The organism is Neptunicoccus sediminis (assembly GCF_001719615.1).
In the GTDB taxonomy this organism is placed as follows: Bacteria; Pseudomonadota; Alphaproteobacteria; order Rhodobacterales; family Rhodobacteraceae; genus Amylibacter; species Amylibacter sediminis.
Genome location: NZ_MDVX01000037.1, coordinates 1 through 18,945, shown reverse-complemented (window position 1 = coordinate 18,945; position 18,945 = coordinate 1). Strand labels below are relative to the sequence as shown.

Sequence of the window (18,945 nt, the reverse complement as noted above, 5' to 3'; positions counted from 1 at the left end):
AATGTCTGCCAAGCTGAAAAACAAGGGCGTCGTGCCCTCTATTACCGTGCCGGAAGGCGGAAAATGGGTCACAACGGCCCGTCAAACCGCTGCAGATCTGCTGTCGGAAACAGGTCTGCCCCACCGTCGGGACGAGTATTGGAAATACACCGATCCGTCCACGCTGACCGCACCGGAAGCAACACCGGCTGCGATCTTTGAGAGCGACGAAGCCCTGCCGTTTGCCGATGTCGATGCGGTGAAGATCGTGTTTGTGGACGGTGTCTATGACGCCGCACAATCCGATGCACTGGAACTGGCCGGTGTTGAAATCGAAACGCTGGCGGATGCGGCGCAGAAGGATATTCACTGGGCCGGTTCGGTTTACGGCGTGCTAGAGGGCAGGGGCCAGAACCCTGTGTCCCGTCCGCTGGCGTCCTATAACACGGCCATGGCAGAACAGGGTTTCGTGATCCGTGCAACAGGTAAAGCAGCCAAGCCGGTCAGCTTTATCTATCTGCACGAAAGCGAAACCTCCGACGCGGTGATCCACCACACGATCAAGCTCGACGAAGGGGCGGATCTGACAGTTCTGGAAAACGGGCCGGCAGCGGCGCGGATTAATGCGGTTATGGAAGTGGAAGTTGCGGATAAAGCGGCGTTCCATCACGTGCGCGCCCAAGGGCGGGACCACGAACGCCGCACTGCGACCCATATTTTCACACGGCTTGGCACCGAAAGCAGCTTTAAATCCTTCACCCTGACGGTGAACGGTGTGCTGACACGCAATGACGCGATCATCGAGTTTACCGGCGATGATGCCCATGCCACAGTTGCTGGCGCCTGTGCCGGTGACGGGGCCTTCCATCATGATGACACGGTTTTTGTCACCCATGATGCGGTCAACTGTGAAAGCCGTCAGGTGTTCAAGAAAGTCCTGCGCAACGGGGCTGTTGGGGTGTTTCAGGGCAAGATTCTGGTGAAACCGGATGCGCAGAAAACCGACGGCTACCAGATCAGTCAGGGTCTGCTGCTGGATGAGGATTCCACCTTTCAGGCCAAACCGGAGCTGGAAATCTACGCCGATGATGTGGCTTGTTCCCACGGTTCTACCGTTGGCGCGATTGACGAAACAGCGCTGTTCTATCTGACCTCGCGGGGGATTCCCCACAAAGAGGCGCAGGACATGCTGACGCTGGCCTTCCTTGGCGAAGCCATCGACGAAGTGGAAGACGAAACGCTGGCTGACGATCTGCGGGCATTGCTCGAAGGTTGGATGGCGCGGCGGCACGGCTGATGTCGTTGCTGGCAGATATTGGCGCGGCCTATCGCGGGCCGCGCCGTGAAATGGCCCATCAGGTGTCTATTATGACAGAGCCCCGCATTCTGATGCTGGGGTTCACCGCTTGTTTTCTGAACTATGTGTCGCGGATGCCGGATCTGGCGGCCATCTCTTTTCTGGCCGAAGATGATCCGGCCATGATGCGTGCGCGTTTTGCCACGCTGTTTGTATCTTCGGTGATTATGGGACCGCTGTTTCTCTATATCATTGCGGCGCTGTCCCATCTGGTCCTGCGGCCGTTCGGCGGGCAGGCCACATGGCAGGAAGCACGGTTGGCCTTGATGTGGGCGGCATTGGTGACAGCGCCACTGGTGCTGATCAGCGGCGCTTCCAAAGTCTTTGCACCGCCTCCGGTTTTTTGGGTTGCCACACTGCTCACCGCTGTGGTCTTCTGCTGGCAATGGGCCTTATGTCTTGCAACAGTTGAATTTCCCCGCAGGGTCACGGCCTGATTAAGTGTTGATAAACAACATAAAAAACAGAGCGGGCATATGACACATTCCGAAGACGAATTCGAAGCCGGTAACGGCGTTTTTCAACTTGAACGCAATGGACTCGTCGATCGGGTCAGTGATGCCTGGCGCGATATGCGCAGTTCTACCCGTAGGCTGTTGCGTGAAAGGCCCAGCGAAGGGCGGTTGATTTTCTATGTTCTCGTCTCTGATATGGTGTTTTTCGCCAGTTGGTCGCTGAAAACGCTGGTGGCACCGGCCTCTATCGCGGGCGGGATCATTTCGGCGGATAAAATCGGTCTGTTGATGATGGCGGCGCTGATGTTGCGCACCGCGTTGATGTATCTGTTTTCCCTTGTGGTTCAGGTGGTTGCCAGAATATTCAACGGCGCTGCAAGCTGGAAGGAAACCCGCACGGCGGTGTTCTGGGGGGCATTTGTTTCTGCGCCCTTCGGTCTGGCCGCCGCAGTCATTGCGGCTGTGATGGGCATGTATGAACCGGCACTGCCGTTTCTGGGCAATAAATGGCTGGCTTTGCCGGTCTACTGGCTCGGCTTGATCCCTTTCGTGTGGTATATTGCAGCAGGGACCGCAGAAGCCCATAAATTCCGGATGACAAGCCCGACGTTCATGGCTATGTCGTTGTTCGCACTCGTTTTAACCGTAGCAACATTGCTGGTCGGTGCAGGAGATATGATCGGATGACCCCACAGCGACTGATTGATTTTGTGCCATTGGCAATCCAGTCGCTGACCCAACCCCGGGCCACGTTGCGCCAGATTCTGGCCATACCGGCCAACCGGAACGAGATCATCCTCGCCGGTTGGTTCGTGATCGTTCTGAACCTGATGTTTTCCCTTCTGGCGGGCCTGCTGATCTATCCCGAAGCGGTCGGGCAGGCGGAATCGCTCCCCCTTGGCAGCAGTGTAGTCATGCTGGCCCTGACACTGTTTGGCGGGGCGTTTCTGATGTATCGGGTCGGTCGCGCATTCGGCGGAACAGGGGATTTCGACAACAGTCTGAAAACCGTGATCTGGCTGAACTTCGTTCTATTTCTCGTCCAGATACCGGTGCCTTTTGCGACATTGCACAGTGCTGAAACCTCGGGGCTTGTTATGCTTCTGGTGCTGATTGTTGCGATGATCCAGATTACCGCACAGGTTATGGAGCTTCACGGCTTTACGAAAATCATGCCCGTATTACTTGGTATCATAGGGGTGCAACTTGCCCTCGGGTTCGTGATGTTGTTGCTGTTCAGCATAATGGGCGCCACACTTCCTATGCAGACGGTGAAATAACCATGTACGACATCCAGAAAATCCGCGCCGACTTTCCCATCCTCTCGCGTGAGGTGAATGGCAAGCCGCTGGTCTATCTCGACAACGGTGCATCGGCCCAAAAACCCCAAGCGGTGATTGATGCGGTGACGCGGGGCTATGCCGAGGATTACGCCAATGTGCACCGCGGGCTGCATTACCTGTCGAATCTTTCGACCGAGAAATACGAAGCCGTGCGCGCCACGGTTAAAACCTTTTTAAACGCGGCTCACGAAGATGAAATCCTGTTTAACTCCGGCACCACGGAAGGCATCAATCTGGTCAGCTACGGTTGGGCCGCTCCGCGCCTGCAGGCCGGAGACGAGATCATCCTGTCGGTGATGGAGCATCACGCCAATATCGTGCCTTGGCATTTCTTGCGGGAACGGCAGGGCGTGGTTCTGAAGTGGGTTGATACCGATGTGAACGGCGATCTGGACCCGCAGGCGGTGATTGATGGGATTACGCCGAAGACCAAGCTGATTGCGATCACCCAAATGTCCAATGTGATGGGCACCGTGGTTGATGTAAAAACCATCACCAAAGCGGCTCGTGAAAAGGGTGTTCCTGTGCTGGTGGACGGTTCCCAATCCGCTGTGCATATGCCGGTTGATGTACAGGATCTGGGTGCGGATTTCTTCGCGATTACGGGTCATAAACTCTATGGTCCGTCATCGTCGGGTGCGATCTACATCCGCCGTGAACGTCAGGCTGAAATGCGCCCGTTCTTTGGCGGTGGCGATATGATCCGGACAGTTGCCAAAGACGCGGTCAGCTATAACGATCCACCCCACAAGTTTGAGGCGGGCACCCCTGGTATTGTGCAAATGATCGGGCTGGGCGCCGCGCTGGACTATATGATGGGTGTGGGGATGGAGAACATCTCGGCCCATGAAACCATGCTGCGCGATTACGCACAGGAAAAACTAGCCGGATTGAACTGGCTGAACATTCAGGGCAACTCCAAAACCAAAGGCGCGATTTTCTCTTTCACGCTGGAAGGGGCCGCCCACCCGCATGATATTTCCACCGTGGTTGACCAACGGGGGATCGCGGTGCGGGCAGGGCATCACTGCGCCCAGCCTTTGATGGAACATCTGGGGGTTTCGGCCACCTGTCGCGCCTCTTTCGGAATGTATAATACCACCGAGGAAGTGGACAAACTGGTCAGTGCGCTGGAGCTTTGCAACGAGCTTTTCAACTGATCTGACGGTTCGGTCTGTGGGTGCAGGATTTGGATATTTGTCCCAAAAAGAGAGTTTGCGGCGTTTTTAACGTTAAGCGGCTTGCGTGACGTATTTTTAACGGTGTAATGCTGTCAAAGCTGTTTCACGTTAGGACAAATCATGGCGCGCAGGCCAACCCTCAAAGATATTTCAGAGCTCGCAAATGTAAGCGAAATGACTGCCAGTCGCGTGTTGCGGGGCAAGGGAGAAGCCTCTGCCGTGACCCGCGAGAGGGTTCTGGCGGCCGCAAAATCAGTTGGTTACGTTCCCAACCGGATCGCAGGGTCGCTGAGTTCCAAATCGGTGGATCTGGTGGGGGTGGTGGTGCCGTCCATCAGCAGTTTTGTTTTTGCAGAGGTTTTAACCGGGCTTTCTAACGTTCTGAAGACCACCACCATGCAGCCCGTTTTTGGTGTGTCGGATTATGATCTGGAGACCGAGGAAACCGTTATTCGAGAAATGCTGAGCTGGCAGCCCAAAGGGTTGGTGGTTGCCGGATTGGAGCATACCGATGCCGCGCGCAAAATGATGCAGAACGCCGGTATCCCCATTGTCGAGATTATGGACGTGGACGGCGATCCGGTGGATCTGAATGTTGGCGTCTCCCATCGCCGGGCAGGCTATGAAACCGGCAAGGCGATACTGGAGCGCGGATACAAAAAGCTCGGCTTTATCGGTACGAAATACCCACTGGATCATCGAGCCGCGAAACGGTTTGAGGGGTTTCAGAAAGCCTTGGGCGAGGCTGGTGTGACCCTTGCGGATCAGGAACTGTACACAGGGGGATCAACCCTGTTGCTGGGTAGGCAGCTTACCGAGAAGCTGCTTGAGCGGACGCCGGATCTGGACATGATCTACTATTCATCGGACACCATGTCCTGTGGCGGGCTGATGCATTGCATTATGAACAATATCTCGGTGCCGGATCAGCTTGGGCTGGCGGGATTTAACGGGCTCGACCTGCGCCACGGGATGCCGATGCTGACCGCCACAATGAATGCTTACAGGTTTGAAATCGGGAAACGGGCGGCACAGCTGATCCTGGAACACGAGCAATCCGATTACCGTGCGGTGCGCCAAGTGATCGAGTTCAAGCCGGATGTGGAGCTTGGCGATACGCTATAAAAAAAGGCGCCCCACTGAGCGCCTTTTCTTTTGGTTACAATCTCTTAGCAGCTGTAGTACATGCCGAACTCCACCGGGTGGGGTGTTTGTTCGTAGTTGTGGACTTCTTCCCATTTCAGGGCGATATAGCCTTCGATCTGGTCGCGGGTAAAGACGCCGCCTTCCAGAAGGAAGTCCATATCTTTTTCCAGTTCTTCCAAAGCTTCACGCAGTGATGCGCATACGGTTGGAATGTCGGCCAGTTCTTCGGGTGGCAGGTCATAGAGGTCTTTGTCCTGCGCTTCGCCCGGATTGATCTTGTTTTTGATCCCGTCAAGGCCCGCCATCAGAAGCGCCGCAAAGCAGAGGTATGGGTTTGCTACCGGATCGGGGAAGCGGGCCTCTACACGTTTCGCCTTGGGGGATTCAGTCCAAGGGATACGCACACAACCGGAGCGGTTGCTGGCGGAATAGGCGCGCAGAACAGGGGCTTCAAACCCCGGAATCAGGCGTTTGTAGCTGTTTGTGGACGGGTTGGTGAACGCATTCAACGCCTTGGCATGCTTGAGAATACCACCGATGAACCACAGCGCCTCGTTCGACAGATCCGCATATTTATCACCGGCAAACAGGGGCTTACCGTCTTTCCAGATGGACATGTTTACGTGCATGCCAGAACCGTTATCGCCGGAAATCGGCTTGGGCATGAAGGTTGCCGATTTGCCGTAGGCGTGGGCCACGTTGTGGACGATGTATTTGTATTTTTGCAGCTCATCCGCCTGATGGGTCAGGGAACCGAACACTAGGCCAAGTTCGTGCTGGCAGGACGCGACTTCGTGATGGTGTTTGTCCACCTTCATACCGATGGATTTCATCGTGGACAGCATCTCTGAGCGCAGGTCATGGGAACTGTCGGTCGGGTTCACTGGGAAATACCCGCCTTTGAGTCCCGGGCGGTGGCCCATATTGCCCATCTCATAGGCTGTATCACTGTTCCAAGAGCCGTCCGCAGCATCAACTTCGTAGGATACTTTGTTGATTGTGTTGGAAAAACGAACATCATCAAACAAGAAGAATTCCGCTTCCGGTCCCCAGAAGGACTGATCCCCGATGCCCGAAGCAAGCAGGTAAGCCTCGGCGCGTTCAGCAGTAGAGCGAGGGTCGCGGCCGTAGGATGCGCCAGTATCCGGCTCAACCACAGAGCAGTGAATGCAGAGTGTTTTTTCAGCGTAGAACGGGTCGATGTAGACGGTTTTTGTGTCCGGCATCAGTTTCATGTCTGAATCTTCGATGGATTTCCAGCCGGCGATGGAGGAACCGTCGAACATGAAGCCTTCCTCAAACCATTCTTCGTCGATTTCGTCAATGATCACAGTAACATGCTGCAATCGACCGCGCGGGTCGGTGAAGCGGACATCGACGTAGGCCACGTCTTCGTCTGCGATCAATTTCATGACGTCGTTAATACTCATTTTAGCATTCCTCGTTAGTGTTGTTCTTGTTGGACCTCGCCCCGATCAGAGCGCTTCTGGTCCTTCCTCGCCTGTCCGGATGCGGATGGCTTGTTCTACGGATGAGATGAAGATTTTTCCGTCTCCGATTTTTTCGGTGCGGGCGGCTGCGATGATGGCTTCTACGGCCGTTTCGACCTGATCTTCGGAGATGACCACTTCGATTTTGACTTTGGGCAGGAAATCCACAACGTATTCAGCACCACGGTAGAGTTCGGTGTGACCTTTCTGGCGGCCGAAACCTTTGGCCTCGATCACACTGAGGCCCTGAACACCGACTTCCTGAAGCGCCTCTTTGACTTCATCCAGCTTGAACGGTTTGATGATCGCTTCAATCTTCTTCATAGCGCGGCCTCCTCAGTGCGTTTGACTTAACTAGGGTAGAAACAAGGTTTGCCCAGTCTTGGCAATCGAACGGGAATGACGTGTAGTGGGCGGTGAATTGAAACCACCGTCAGTGCCTATAAAATAGGCGCAATGACTGATTACTGTGCAGAGTTGGAAGTCGTATGGAGGAATTGTTAAGCGCAGCGCAGATGCGTCACGCTGAAAGCGAGGGAATTGCCAGTGGCCAAGTGACCGGCCTGCAACTTATGGAGCAAGCGGGGCAGGGGGTTGTCGATGCCATTCTGGAACGCTGGCCAGAGTATACCGCCGGCAGCCGTCGGGTCGTTGTAATCTGCGGGCCTGGCAATAACGGCGGCGACGGGTATGTGATCGCGCGTCTGTTATCGCATTTAGGTTGGGAGGTTGAGGTTTATTGTGATGGCAAACCATCGTCCAAGTCTCCGGATGCACAGAGAAATCGGGCGCGATGGTGTGAAATGGGTCCCGCCTTCGCGCTGGCTGATGTCTCTCACAGCCGCTTGTTGGAACCACCGCGTGCAGACAGTCCGACATTGCTTGTGGACGCGGGGTTTGGGACCGGCCTTTCGCGTCCGATATCGGCGCAATGGGCTCAGGTGTTTTCCCATTTGTCCACTGGAGAGCTATCGCAAGGAATGCGCATTGTGGCAGTGGATCTGCCGTCCGGTCTGTGTTCGGACAGCGGCAGGGTGTTGGGCGCAGCCCTGCCAGCGGAACTGACTGTTACCTTTCACCGCGCAAAAATGGGACATTACCTTTGCGATGGTCCGGCGCTCTGTGGGTGCCTTGATGTGCGGCCTATCGGGTTGGATAGACGGTCAGTCGCATTGCAGGACAAGGCGGCGAAACTGGTTACTTATCCAGCGACTACGGGAGTGTTTGACAAGCCATCTGCATCTGCTCAATCAAACGGGGCGGGCGTAATCGGTTCCCAACATAAATTTGATCATGGCCACGCGCTGGTGTGTTCGGGTCCGGCCAGCAAAACCGGAGCAGCCCGTTTAACGGCACGCGGGGCACTTCGCATTGGGGCGGGGTTGGTAACGATCGCAAGCCCGCGCGACGCCTTGCAAGAAAACGGAGCGCATCTGACAGCGGTTATGTTGAAACCATGCGACACGGCGGATGATATCAGGAAGTTGCTTGCGGATGATCGGATCTCCTCTGTTTGTCTTGGTCCTGGGTTTTCTAGGGTGCTGAAAGACGGCACCCCTAATCCAGAGCATACGGGACAGTTCGTTAAGGCAGTGTTAAAGGCGCAGCGGAAAACCGTTCTGGATGCCGACGCCCTGTCAGCCTTTAGCGATGATCCACAGGAACTGTTCACGCACCTGCATAATTCTTGCGTTCTTACCCCTCATGAGGGGGAATTTAAGCGTCTATTTCCTGATATTCATGAGATTCTGACCCAACCTCCGTCCAAGGGGCCAGCTTACAGCAAGATTGATGCCACGCGACGGGCCGCAGCGCGTGCAGGCTGTGTCATCTTGTTCAAAGGGGCGGATACGGTCATAGCCGATCCTGATGGCCGCACAGCAGTTCATGCGGCCCGCTACGAACGTTCTGCACCATGGCTCGCCACAGCCGGATCAGGCGATGTACTCGCCGGATTTATTTGTGGACTGCTCGCGCGGGGGCGGAATGTATTTGATGCTGCGCAACAGGCAGCGTGGTTGCACACGGAATGCGCAAGATATTTTGGTCCGGGACTGATCGCAGAGGATCTGCCGGAGATCGTGCCCGAAGTCCTGCGCCGCTTGGGAAAGTGATGGCTGTGTCCTGAGGTGATTCCTTTCAAGTTTCCCCATCTTTGCATCCAAGACGTTAAAATTTTGCAAATTCGTCCTGCCCGTTAATTTGCGACTGTTAAATGGCGGTCCGCTGCCGGTTTTTGCGCATTTTCCACTCGCCAAGCGCAGAAACACTTGTTAGAAGGGCGCCGGAATTGCGGGCAGTCCTTGGGCTGCCCTTGAGTTTTGCGGGTGTGGCGGAATTGGTAGACGCACCAGATTTAGGTTCTGGCGCCGCAAGGCGTGGGGGTTCAAGTCCCTTCACCCGCACCAAATGATACCCCGAACCGCGGGTGTCAGACTATGGCTGACTGGCCCATGACCAGCACGTTGAAGGATGAAAAATGCAGGTAACAGAGACACTTAACGAAGGCCTGAAGCGCGGCTATTCGATCACCGTCACAGCGGCAGAGCTGGAAGAGAAAGTGAACGCGAAACTGGCCGAAGCGCAGCCAACCATCGAGATGAAGGGCTTTCGTAAAGGTAAGGTTCCGATGGCTCTGCTGAAAAAGCAGTTCGGCAAGTCTGTACTGGGCGAAGCGATGCAAGAAAGCATCGACGGCGCGATGAACGAGCACTTCGAATCCTCCGGCGACAAGCCTGCGATGCAGCCTGACGTAAAAATGACAAACGAAGACTGGGTTGAGGGTAACGACGTTGAAGTTTCCCTGAATTATGAGTGTCTTCCGGAAGTTCCTGAAACTGATTTCTCCAAGATCAAACTGGAGAAACTGGTCGCGAAAATCGACGATGCCGACGTAGATGAAGCGCTTGGCAATCTGGCTGAGAGCGCACAGAATTTTGAAGATCGCAAAGACGGTGAAAAAGCCGAAGATGGCGATCAGGTTGTGATCAACTTCCTTGGTAAAGTCGACGGTGAAGCCTTTGAAGGCGGCGCGGCTGACGATTATCCGCTGGTTCTGGGCTCAAACTCTTTCATTCCGGGTTTTGAAGAGCAACTGGTTGGCGCCAAAGCTGGTGACGACGTTGAAGTGAATGTTAAATTCCCTGACGAATACGGTGCAGAGCATCTGGCCGGTAAAGACGCTGTTTTTGAATGCAAAATCAACGCTGTAAAAGCACCTGCTGCTGCTGAAATCAACGACGAACTGGCGCAGAAATTCGGTGCCGAAGATCTTGCCGATTTGCGCAAACAAATCACAGAGCGTCTGGAAGCCGAATACGGCAACGCTGCCCGTATGGTAATGAAGCGCAAGCTGATGGACGAGCTGGCCAAAGCTGTTTCTTTCGAGCTGCCGCCGACTCTGGTTGAAAACGAAGCCAAGCAGATCGCGCATCAGCTGTGGCACGAAGAAAACCCCGATGTTCAGGGCCACGACCATCCCGAAATCGAGACAACGGACGAGCACAAAGAACTGGCCGAGCGCCGCGTGCGTCTAGGACTGTTGCTTGCCGAAATCGGTCAGCAACAGGAAATCACAGTGACCGATCAGGAACTGCAGCAAGCTGCCATGCAGCAAGCCCAGCAATACCCCGGTCAAGAGCGTCAGTTCTTTGAATTCCTTCAGCAAAACGAGCAAATGCAACAGCAAATGCGCGCCCCCATCTTTGAAGACAAAGTCGTTGATTACATCATCGAACAGTCTGATGTGTCTGAAAAAGAGACAACAAAAGAGGGTTTGCAAAAAGCTGTTGAAGAGCTGGAAGCCGAATAATCACATCCCCTATGGGATTGATGGAAAGGGCGCCAGTGGCGCCCTTTTTGTTTCGAAAATTCTGTGCTTCTCCACGTTAACGAAGTGTCAACTTTGACAGGTTACGGTGGGTGTCACAGGCCCGTGTCCTTTGTGTGATCGCCAATCGGCTTGACCACGGGGAATACGCAATTCACACCTTGAAGCCCTCCAAGACCCGAACTACAGTCACCCGAACCCAAGACACACAAGATACAGGCCTTCTGAAAATGAGAGATCCCCTCGAAGTTTACGCAAATACGCTCGTCCCTATGGTGGTGGAGCAAACATCCCGTGGTGAACGGGCCTATGATATCTTCTCGCGCCTGCTGAAAGAACGGATCATCTTTGTTTCCGGTCCGGTGCATGATGGTATGTCCACGCTGATCGTGGCCCAATTGCTGTTTCTCGAAGCAGAAAACCCGAAAAAAGACATCGCAATGTATATCAATAGTCCGGGCGGTGTCGTGACCTCCGGTCTGTCGATCTATGATACGATGCAATACATTCGTCCTAAAGTGTCCACACTTTGTGTCGGGCAGGCGGCGTCAATGGGCTCGCTTCTGATGGCTGCGGGTGAACCCGGCATGCGTTTCTCGCTGCCGAACTCCCGTATTATGGTGCACCAGCCGTCCGGCGGTTTCCAAGGGCAGGCGTCTGATATTGCCCTGCACGCCAAAGAGATTCTGGAACTGAAGGATCGGTTGAATAAGATTTATGTCAAACACTGTAATCAAGACATTGAAACGGTGGAAAAGGCGCTCGACCGCGACAATTTCATGACGGCGGAAGAGGCAAAAGACTGGGGTCTTATCGACGAGATCGTACAAAACCGTGAGAATGAACCGGACGCACCATAATCCGGTCTAAGGTATTTCTTCACACTTTCCTGTTATCCCTGCGGCATGAGAATGCGTCATTCCGCAGGGTGTTGGTCCAAATTCCATGGGGGAATATTGGCATTGTACACAGGTAAATTCTGCCATACGGTGGGAAAAAGCCAGGGTGAACGCTGGTAGAAAGTGCCAACTGGCGCGACGTTCGGGCAAAAATAGCGGAGTATTAAGATGGCAAATTCAGGCGGCGGAGACGCGAAAAACACGCTGTATTGCTCTTTTTGCGGCAAGAGCCAGCATGAAGTGCGCAAACTGATCGCAGGACCGACAGTATTCATCTGTGATGAATGCGTGGAACTTTGCATGGATATCATCCGCGAAGAAGCGAAATCCGGTTTGGTGAAATCCGGTGAAGGCGTGCCGACACCGCAGGAAATCTGTAAGGTTCTGGACGATTATGTGATCGGTCAGGCAACGGCGAAACGGGTTTTGTCCGTGGCGGTCCACAACCATTACAAGCGGTTGAACCACGCTGAGAAAAACTCTGAGATTGAACTGGCCAAGTCCAACATTCTTCTGATTGGTCCAACCGGTTGTGGTAAGACCCTGCTGGCCCAAACGCTCGCGCGGATTCTCGATGTGCCGTTCACGATGGCGGATGCAACCACATTAACCGAAGCGGGTTATGTGGGTGAGGATGTTGAGAATATCATCCTCAAGCTGCTGCAAGCCTCTGAATACAATGTGGAACGCGCGCAGCGGGGCATCGTCTATATTGACGAGGTGGATAAGATTACACGCAAATCCGACAACCCTTCGATCACCCGCGATGTCAGCGGCGAAGGCGTTCAACAAGCGCTGTTGAAGATCATGGAAGGCACTGTTGCTTCGGTGCCGCCTCAGGGTGGTCGCAAGCACCCACAGCAGGAATTCCTGCAGGTGGACACAACGAATATCCTGTTCGTCTGCGGCGGCGCTTTTGCGGGTCTTGAGAAGATTATCGGTCAGCGGGGCAAAGGCTCTGCCATTGGTTTTGGCGCTGACGTTAAAGAGGAAGAATCCCGCGGCGTGGGTGAGGTGTTTACCGAACTGGAACCGGAAGACCTGCTGAAATTCGGTCTCATCCCCGAATTTGTTGGTCGTCTGCCCGTGATTGCGACCTTGACTGATCTTGATGAAGACGCGCTGGTGACAATCTTGTCGGAACCGAAAAACGCGCTGGTGAAACAATACCAGCGTCTGTTTGAACTGGAAGATGCCGAGCTGAAGTTCACTCCAGACGCCCTGTCTGCCATTGCCAAACGTGCAATTGAGCGCAAAACAGGTGCGCGGGGGCTGCGGTCTATCATGGAAGATATTCTCCTGAACACCATGTTTGAATTGCCGGGGCTGGAGAACGTTCGCGAAGTTGTGGTGAACGAAGAGGCCGTGCGCCGTGAGGCGGAACCGCTGATCGTTTATGCGGACGCAGAAGAAGAAGCAGCGACCGCAAGCTAACGAAAAATAGACTAACAATAAACGGCGGGGCTTTCCCCGCCGTTTTCGTATTCAGAGCCTCGAATTTGAAAAGATTTATTACAATCCGGTTTGCAAATTAGTCCTTTTCAACGCAGTTTCAACACAGACTGATACGTTTGAAAGAAAAAGAAAAATGCCCCTTCATCTGGAAACCATCACCCAGTCGAAACTCTATGTAGAGCCTTGGTTGAAGCCAGCCACAAATCGGCTGCCCGGTGTTAACCTGCTGGATTGGGACGACTGGCTTTTGGTGGATGACGCCCATTCGCGCCAGATGGAATATCGGGATTACCTGCTGTCAGAAAATCGCGGGGAGGTGTTCGACGTGACCCCCAAAGCAGATGAGGCGAGCCAAGAATTGCTCGGTAAAATCTGCGAAAACCTTGCCACCAAACAGGGGTACACCGTTGCGCAAGACCACGTCACCCGTCCGGATGGTGTGACGATTGCGTTGGACAACGATCATCCGCTGGCTGTGGCAGGCCGACTGGTTCAGCAGGATTTCTGCCTGTTGGAACGCGCAGAGAGCGAACATGTCCTGCGGGGCGCGGTGCTGTGCTTTCCGTCAAGCTGGCGCTTGGCTGATAAGATGGACCACCCCATGTCAGCTATTCACGCGCCGGTTCAAAGTTATAGCCCAGAACTCGCGGTGCGGGTACAACGGATATTTGACAACATCGGGGACAGTAATCCCGTTTGGCGCGCGAATTATCTGCTTTACGCCACGGCCAATCTTTTTCAGCCGAACCGCGAGGAAGCCATTGATCAAACGACCGGCAAGTGGGTGAGGGTGGAACGGCAATCACTGGTCTACCTCCCGAAAACCGAATATCTGGTCTTCGGGATCCACACACATATTGTGCCAATAAGCTCTTTTACTTCGGTAGAAAAATCCGCGTTTCTAGAGGCTTGGGGCAACCACAAACACTACGCCGTCAGCGGGTGAGCATCGAACCCAGCCGGAATTTTACTTTTTGTGGTTCTGCTACATGCCGGTTCAAACGTTTGCTGACCAAGCCAAAAAATCCGACAATCAGCAGGGTAAAGAACACGAAATAGGCCGCGATAATCGGGTAGGGTACGAATGGATTGAAAGTCGCTTCGGCAAAATAGCTGGCGTAATACAGACCGTCCGCTTCTCTGCGCCATGCGGGAAAGCCGGAAAAGAACACCAGCGCGGTGGAATGGAACAGGAAGATCGCTTCGTTGGAATAGGACGGCCAAGCCAATCGCAGCATCGTTGGAAACACGATACGGCGGAATTTCTTAAAACCGGACAGGCCGAAAGCATCTGCTGCCTCGATGTCGCCGCGGGGGATGGATTTTAGCGCCCCTGTGAAAATCTCGGCGCTATAGGCGGATGTGTTCAGGAAAAGGACCAGTGTCGCGCCAAGCCATGCTTTGGTTAACCAACTGGTGCTTGCCGTCAACGTGGCAAATCCCAAAGGAATTTCCACCCCGACACGGGGCAATTGGACAAACAATTCGTAGGCAAAAAAGAACTGGATAAAGAGTGGAGAGCCGCGGAATACGAAGACGAAAACCTCAGCCGGCCAGCGGAGATAGACCGGTCCGCTGACCCGTGCGAAGGCAAGTGCGGTGGCGAACACAAACCCAAAGAGGATCGCAACGACCGCGAAGTAAACGTTCCACATCATGCCACTGCCGATCAGAAATATCTGATCGCAAAGGGAAATATCGGATTTTGGCAAGAGCCGCTCACCATAGCCGATGGCACGGAAAGCGTAGGCGGCAAAGGATTCAGCGCAGCTCATTTCGCCACCGCCATGCCACGGGACGCACGCGCGAACACTTTGTCAAACACACGCTGGCTGATCCACGTCAGCAGAAGATAGAACACCAGAAGCGCGGCAAAATACCAGACGCGCCAGTCGGGATGGGGGTAGGAATAGGCTTGCGTCTTCATACCGCCCAGTTCCTTCGCCCAATACACGATGTCTTTGATCCCGAGCAGGAACAACAACGGCGTCGCTTTGATTAAAATCATCCAGAGATTAGACAGACCTGGCAGCGCATAAACCCACATCTGTGGCAGGTGGACGCGCCAGAACGTCTGTCTGTCCGTCATACCAAAGGCGCGGGCCGTTTCCAACTGGCCTCTTGGAACTGCGGCCAGCGCCCCATGCAGCGTATTTGCGGTAAATGCGCCGAAAACAATCGCGAAAGTTATTACCGCAAGCGCGAAGCCCCATGCCTCATGCACCCATTGCGGCGAGGGTCCGAGCGGCATTTTTGCCGCCTGACAAACCACGAAATCATTGCCCTGATAGACCGAACCGACCACATCGGGACATTTTATCTTGTGACGGATCACCTCAACAGCCTGATCAAGCGCGATTGGAAAAAACAGGAAGAATACGATGTCGGGAACGCCCCGCACGATCGAGGTGTAGCCGAGACCGATCCAACGTATCGGTGCAAAGCCGGAGCGTCTGGCCAATGCGCCCGCAAAACCGAGTATCAGGATTGGCGGAACCGCAGCGATTAGCAGCCCGAGCACAGTCAGGATGCTGTAATACATCGCCGCGTGTTTAGGCGTGGTCAGATAGCACGACAGCCATTGTAGGCCCTCAATCGCCTTGGGATCAGCGCAAAAATCAAACATCTGTCGCGGCCCCGAACACCTGAAGAAAAGAATGAGGGTAGGGTGGGCAAATATCTGCCCACCCCGGATGCATTACCACTGAGGCGTATCGTCTTCAAACCATTTTGCCAGCATAGCATTCAGCGTGCCGTCCGCTTTCATCGAATCGATGGCTTTGTCGAGCGTTGCCTTCAGTTCGGTGTCGCTCTCACGCAGACCGATGGCGATGCCGCCACCGATAGAAACATCCTCACCGATGAATTCCAGCATGCCATTGCTTTCCGCTACAACCGGCGCAAGATAATCCTTATCTGCCAGAACAGCATCGGCTTCGCCATTGCGCACCGCTGCTACGGTTTCATCCGGCGTCGCGAATTCTACCAGTGTCGCGCCCATTTCAGAAACATGACCGGCCTGAATCGTGTTGGTCTGTGCGGCGATGATGGCGCTGGACAGGTCAATGTCCATACCGGCCGGGCCAATGAAGGCCGACGGGGAAGGTGGGTAATATTCGCTTGAGAAATCAATAACTTCATCCCGTTCTGGCGTGACAGACATGCCAGCAATGATGGTGTCATAGTTGCCCGAAACGAGGTTTGGAATGATGCTGTCCCAGTCGTTTGTGACCCAGGTGCATTCCAGTTCCGCACGTTTGCAGATTTCGTCACCCAATTCCCGCTCAAAACCGTCTACTTCCCCGGCGTCGTTGATGAAGTTATACGGAGGGTAGGCGCCTTCGGTTCCCAAGCGGATAGGATCCGCCAGAGCCGGAGCAGTTGCCATTGCGGAAAGGGCTGCTGCAAGTATCAGTTTTTTCATTGTTTTTCTCCTAGTTGGAATTGAAACACTTAGTGGGTTGAGCTTAGAAACTGCTGCAACCTCGTTGATTTGGTATTGCCGAACACCTCGTCCGGGCTGCCTTGTTCTTCTATGACACCTTGATGGAGGAAAATAACGTGGCTCGCCACATCGCGTGCCATTTTCATATCATGGGTCACCAGAATCATGGTCCGGCCTTCTGCGGCGAGGTCTTTAATAACATTGACGACTTCGGCTTCAGTCTCCGGATCAAGCGCGGAGGTGGGTTCGTCAAACAGCATAGCCGCCGGTTCCATCGCCAGTGCACGGGCAATGGCGGCGCGCTGTTGTTGCCCACCGGAAAGCAGGGCGGGATAGCGGTCGGATTTGTCACCAATGCCAACTTTGTCCAGCAGACGCTGGCCTTGCTCTCTTGCGATGCTTCGCTCTGTGCCCAACACGGTCACCGGCGCTTCGATGACGTTTTCAAGAATTGTCAGATGGGACCAAAGGTTGAACTGCTGGAATACCATAGAAAGGTTGGTGCGGAACCTGCGCACCTGATCCTTGTCACCGGGGACACGGTCGGGGCCGGGGTTTTTCCACTTTACCGGCTCTCCTGAGATGACGATGTCGCCTTGTTGGGCGGTTTCCAACAGGTTCACGCAGCGCAGCAGCGTGCTTTTGCCGGAACCGGAGGAGCCTATCAGCACGATTACATCCCCTTTACGGGCGGTTACATCGACCCCTTTGATCACCTCCAGATCAGCGTAACTTTTGTGAATATTCCGAAGCTCGATCACGGGCGCGGCAGTATCTGTCAAGACGAGGGTCCATTCCAACCAGTTTTAGCGCCTCAAATTGTGCTAACACGGACGATAAGTCAATTGGTAGAAAGGGGTTTCCCATTGGTAAACTTGGCAATTTTTTCAGCTGACCATGCTATTTTTTCGGGGCGGTCTGGTCCTGCGGAAATCCGGCTTGTGTCAGCGCGCTCAGGATTGAGTGACGAAGCTGGCGTTTGTCGACTTTACGCTTGGCAATGTAATCAACGCATCCCGCTTTGAAGGCTGATGCCACAACATCCCCGTCAAGATCACCGGCGATAAGAATGGGTGACGCATTGGCGTTTTTTTCATATTTCTCTAGTATTTTTAACGCTTCGAGGCCGTTTCCTTCCGGCAAACGATAGTCGATAAATACAATGTGGAATTCCGCATTCTGAATGAGTTTTTCAAAGGCGATCAACGATGCACAACTGGTAAATTCGATGGGTACGCCTGTGTGTTTTGCGATCCTGCGCAATCGTTTTCGATCAAAGTTGCTGTCGTCCAAAATCAATGCCTGAACGATGGTTTCAGACGGTTGAGAAGTGGTCGAAGTGTCTTCGGTCGAAAAGGCGTAATCGTCTGCTGACATTTATGATCTCCGTGTGGGTAACTTTCTACATACTGGCCCCAGATCTCTAAGAATTTATTAATCGAGACACGCTTTCTTTCACGTTTTGGCCTGACCCGATTTCAGGGTCGTTGAGACGCACGCGCACGCGCAGGCCACGGCCAGTGTCGGGACAGGCCGTTTCAAGGCGAAGGCTACCGCGATAGGATTCCGCGACTTTCTGGGCCAGTGCCAGACCGATACCGCTGCCTTCCACTTCATCCTTGGATCGTAAAGTCGTGAGAACCTGCGTAGCCTTGCCGCGCAGTTCCTCACGAATGCCCGGTCCATCATCGGTCATCTCTATATCCAGCCAACGCTCTGTAGAGACAACAGAGAGTTCGAGATGGCTTGTCTGTCCATCACGATGCTTGACCGCATTCCCCAATAGCGCGAGGCAGAGATTTGAGAAATCAGGCTCGAATACCTGAATCAGATCAGTGTTGTGATACGTTTGAAGTTCGATACCGGCGGGCAGGGCAATTTCCTGCCGGAATTCCAGCATCTTGGCCCGTAGGTTCAGAACTGAAAGCCGCTGCTGCAGACCCACACGGGAATACATGCGCAATCCGTTAATCAAGGACTCCAGACGCGTGCCATTAACGATCAACGCATCCAGATTTTCCTGAACATCAGCGGACACGACAGTATTGGCGTCCACAAGGTCTTCGGAAATCCATTTCGGCAGCTCGACAAGTGCGCGAACTGTTTCAGACAGATCATGGGTGATCTTATAGAGCAGCTGGTCAGCCGCCGAGGCGCGCGTGTGTATCACTGTAGCATCATCCATTTGGTTGGCGTGATTGAAACAGGGAACAGTTAATTTTCCACTAAGTAAGCTTTCAAACTTTTGTGAGCTCACGGTGAAGTGCAGTTCCTAATATCTCGTTTTATTCCAGACGGTTCTGGATTTCCATCAGCTTGGTCTCAAAGACTTCCGCCGGTGTCCGGTAATCCAAGCATTTGCGCGG

General features: G+C 54.0%; 19 protein-coding genes and 1 tRNA gene. 12 read left to right on the top strand and 8 right to left on the bottom strand.

Annotated features, from left to right (window positions below):
- Position 1: 1 nt before the first annotated feature.
- From BFV97_RS17350 to BFV97_RS17325, 6 genes are all read left to right on the top strand, one after another.
- Positions 2–1,276 carry a SufB/SufD family protein gene (locus BFV97_RS17350; RefSeq protein WP_069301646.1) on the top strand — a complete coding sequence of 425 codons (1,275 nt, stop codon included), beginning with the start codon at positions 2–4 and terminating at the stop codon, positions 1,274–1,276.
- The gene (locus BFV97_RS17345; protein ID WP_069301645.1) at positions 1,276–1,773 is read left to right on the top strand and encodes a YIP1 family protein; all 498 of its coding nucleotides are present in this window, start codon (positions 1,276–1,278) and stop codon (positions 1,771–1,773) included. The genes BFV97_RS17350 and BFV97_RS17345 overlap by 1 nt, the downstream gene beginning before the upstream one ends.
- A 39-nt stretch (positions 1,774–1,812) precedes the next feature.
- Entirely contained in the window at positions 1,813–2,478 is a 666-nt protein-coding gene (locus BFV97_RS17340; RefSeq protein ID WP_069301644.1) for a YIP1 family protein, read from the top strand.
- A complete protein-coding gene (locus BFV97_RS17335) occupies positions 2,475–3,071 on the top strand; it encodes a YIP1 family protein (RefSeq protein WP_069301643.1) in 597 nt (198 codons plus the stop codon). The genes BFV97_RS17340 and BFV97_RS17335 overlap by 4 nt, the downstream gene beginning before the upstream one ends.
- A 2-nt stretch (positions 3,072–3,073) precedes the next feature.
- Positions 3,074–4,294 carry a cysteine desulfurase gene (locus tag BFV97_RS17330; RefSeq protein WP_069301642.1) on the top strand — a complete coding sequence of 407 codons (1,221 nt, stop codon included), beginning with the start codon at positions 3,074–3,076 and terminating at the stop codon, positions 4,292–4,294.
- Between the two features lie 141 nt (positions 4,295–4,435).
- Positions 4,436–5,440: a LacI family DNA-binding transcriptional regulator gene (locus BFV97_RS17325; protein WP_069301641.1), complete on the top strand. Its 1,005-nt coding sequence runs from the start codon at positions 4,436–4,438 to the stop codon at positions 5,438–5,440.
- 44 nt (positions 5,441–5,484) lie between these two features.
- Here BFV97_RS17325 and glnA read toward each other — a convergent pair whose 3' ends face one another.
- Both glnA and BFV97_RS17315 read right to left on the bottom strand, forming a co-directional pair.
- Positions 5,485–6,891, bottom strand: coding sequence for a type I glutamate--ammonia ligase (glnA, locus tag BFV97_RS17320; RefSeq protein ID WP_069301640.1), 1,407 nt, complete (start codon positions 6,889–6,891; stop codon positions 5,485–5,487).
- Between the two features lie 45 nt (positions 6,892–6,936).
- Entirely contained in the window at positions 6,937–7,275 is a 339-nt protein-coding gene (locus tag BFV97_RS17315) for a P-II family nitrogen regulator (RefSeq protein WP_069301639.1), read from the bottom strand.
- Positions 7,276–7,439: 164 nt separating this feature from the next.
- Between BFV97_RS17315 and BFV97_RS17310 the strand changes: the two genes are divergently transcribed.
- The 6 genes from BFV97_RS17310 to BFV97_RS17285 all read left to right on the top strand — a co-directional run bounded on the left by BFV97_RS17310 (position 7,440) and on the right by BFV97_RS17285 (position 14,080).
- Positions 7,440–9,065, top strand: a complete 1,626-nt coding sequence (locus BFV97_RS17310; RefSeq protein ID WP_069301638.1) for a bifunctional ADP-dependent NAD(P)H-hydrate dehydratase/NAD(P)H-hydrate epimerase — start codon at positions 7,440–7,442, stop codon at positions 9,063–9,065.
- 209 nt (positions 9,066–9,274) lie between these two features.
- Positions 9,275–9,359: transfer RNA gene (locus tag BFV97_RS17305), tRNA-Leu, on the top strand.
- A gap of 71 nt (positions 9,360–9,430) precedes the next feature.
- Positions 9,431–10,762, top strand: a complete 1,332-nt coding sequence (gene tig, locus BFV97_RS17300; protein ID WP_069301637.1) for a trigger factor — start codon at positions 9,431–9,433, stop codon at positions 10,760–10,762.
- 248 nt (positions 10,763–11,010) lie between these two features.
- Complete coding sequence (clpP, locus tag BFV97_RS17295; protein WP_069301636.1) at positions 11,011–11,640, top strand: ATP-dependent Clp endopeptidase proteolytic subunit ClpP; 630 nt, start codon at positions 11,011–11,013, stop codon at positions 11,638–11,640.
- Between the two features lie 207 nt (positions 11,641–11,847).
- Positions 11,848–13,113, top strand: a complete 1,266-nt coding sequence (clpX, locus tag BFV97_RS17290; protein ID WP_069301635.1) for an ATP-dependent Clp protease ATP-binding subunit ClpX — start codon at positions 11,848–11,850, stop codon at positions 13,111–13,113.
- A 154-nt stretch (positions 13,114–13,267) separates the two neighbouring features.
- Positions 13,268–14,080, top strand: a complete 813-nt coding sequence (locus tag BFV97_RS17285; protein ID WP_069301634.1) for a heme-dependent oxidative N-demethylase family protein — start codon at positions 13,268–13,270, stop codon at positions 14,078–14,080.
- Here BFV97_RS17285 and BFV97_RS17280 read toward each other — a convergent pair.
- From BFV97_RS17280 to BFV97_RS17255, 6 genes are all read right to left on the bottom strand, one after another.
- A complete protein-coding gene (locus BFV97_RS17280) occupies positions 14,070–14,909 on the bottom strand; it encodes an ABC transporter permease (RefSeq protein WP_069301633.1) in 840 nt (279 codons plus the stop codon). The two genes, BFV97_RS17285 and BFV97_RS17280, sit on opposite strands and share 11 nt — an antisense overlap.
- On the bottom strand, positions 14,906–15,760 hold the full coding sequence (locus BFV97_RS17275) for an ABC transporter permease (RefSeq protein WP_069301632.1): 855 nt from the start codon (positions 15,758–15,760) through the stop codon (positions 14,906–14,908). Before BFV97_RS17275 ends, BFV97_RS17280 begins: the two co-directional genes overlap by 4 nt.
- A 72-nt stretch (positions 15,761–15,832) precedes the next feature.
- A complete protein-coding gene (locus tag BFV97_RS17270) occupies positions 15,833–16,558 on the bottom strand; it encodes a transporter substrate-binding domain-containing protein (protein ID WP_069301631.1) in 726 nt (241 codons plus the stop codon).
- 29 nt (positions 16,559–16,587) lie between these two features.
- Positions 16,588–17,361, bottom strand: a complete 774-nt coding sequence (locus BFV97_RS17265; RefSeq protein WP_069301630.1) for an ABC transporter ATP-binding protein — start codon at positions 17,359–17,361, stop codon at positions 16,588–16,590.
- Between the two features lie 118 nt (positions 17,362–17,479).
- A complete protein-coding gene (locus BFV97_RS17260; protein WP_069301629.1) occupies positions 17,480–17,956 on the bottom strand; it encodes a response regulator in 477 nt (158 codons plus the stop codon).
- A gap of 46 nt (positions 17,957–18,002) precedes the next feature.
- Positions 18,003–18,764 carry an ATP-binding protein gene (locus BFV97_RS17255; RefSeq protein WP_083225713.1) on the bottom strand — a complete coding sequence of 254 codons (762 nt, stop codon included), beginning with the start codon at positions 18,762–18,764 and terminating at the stop codon, positions 18,003–18,005.
- Positions 18,765–18,945: the final 181 nt, after the last annotated feature.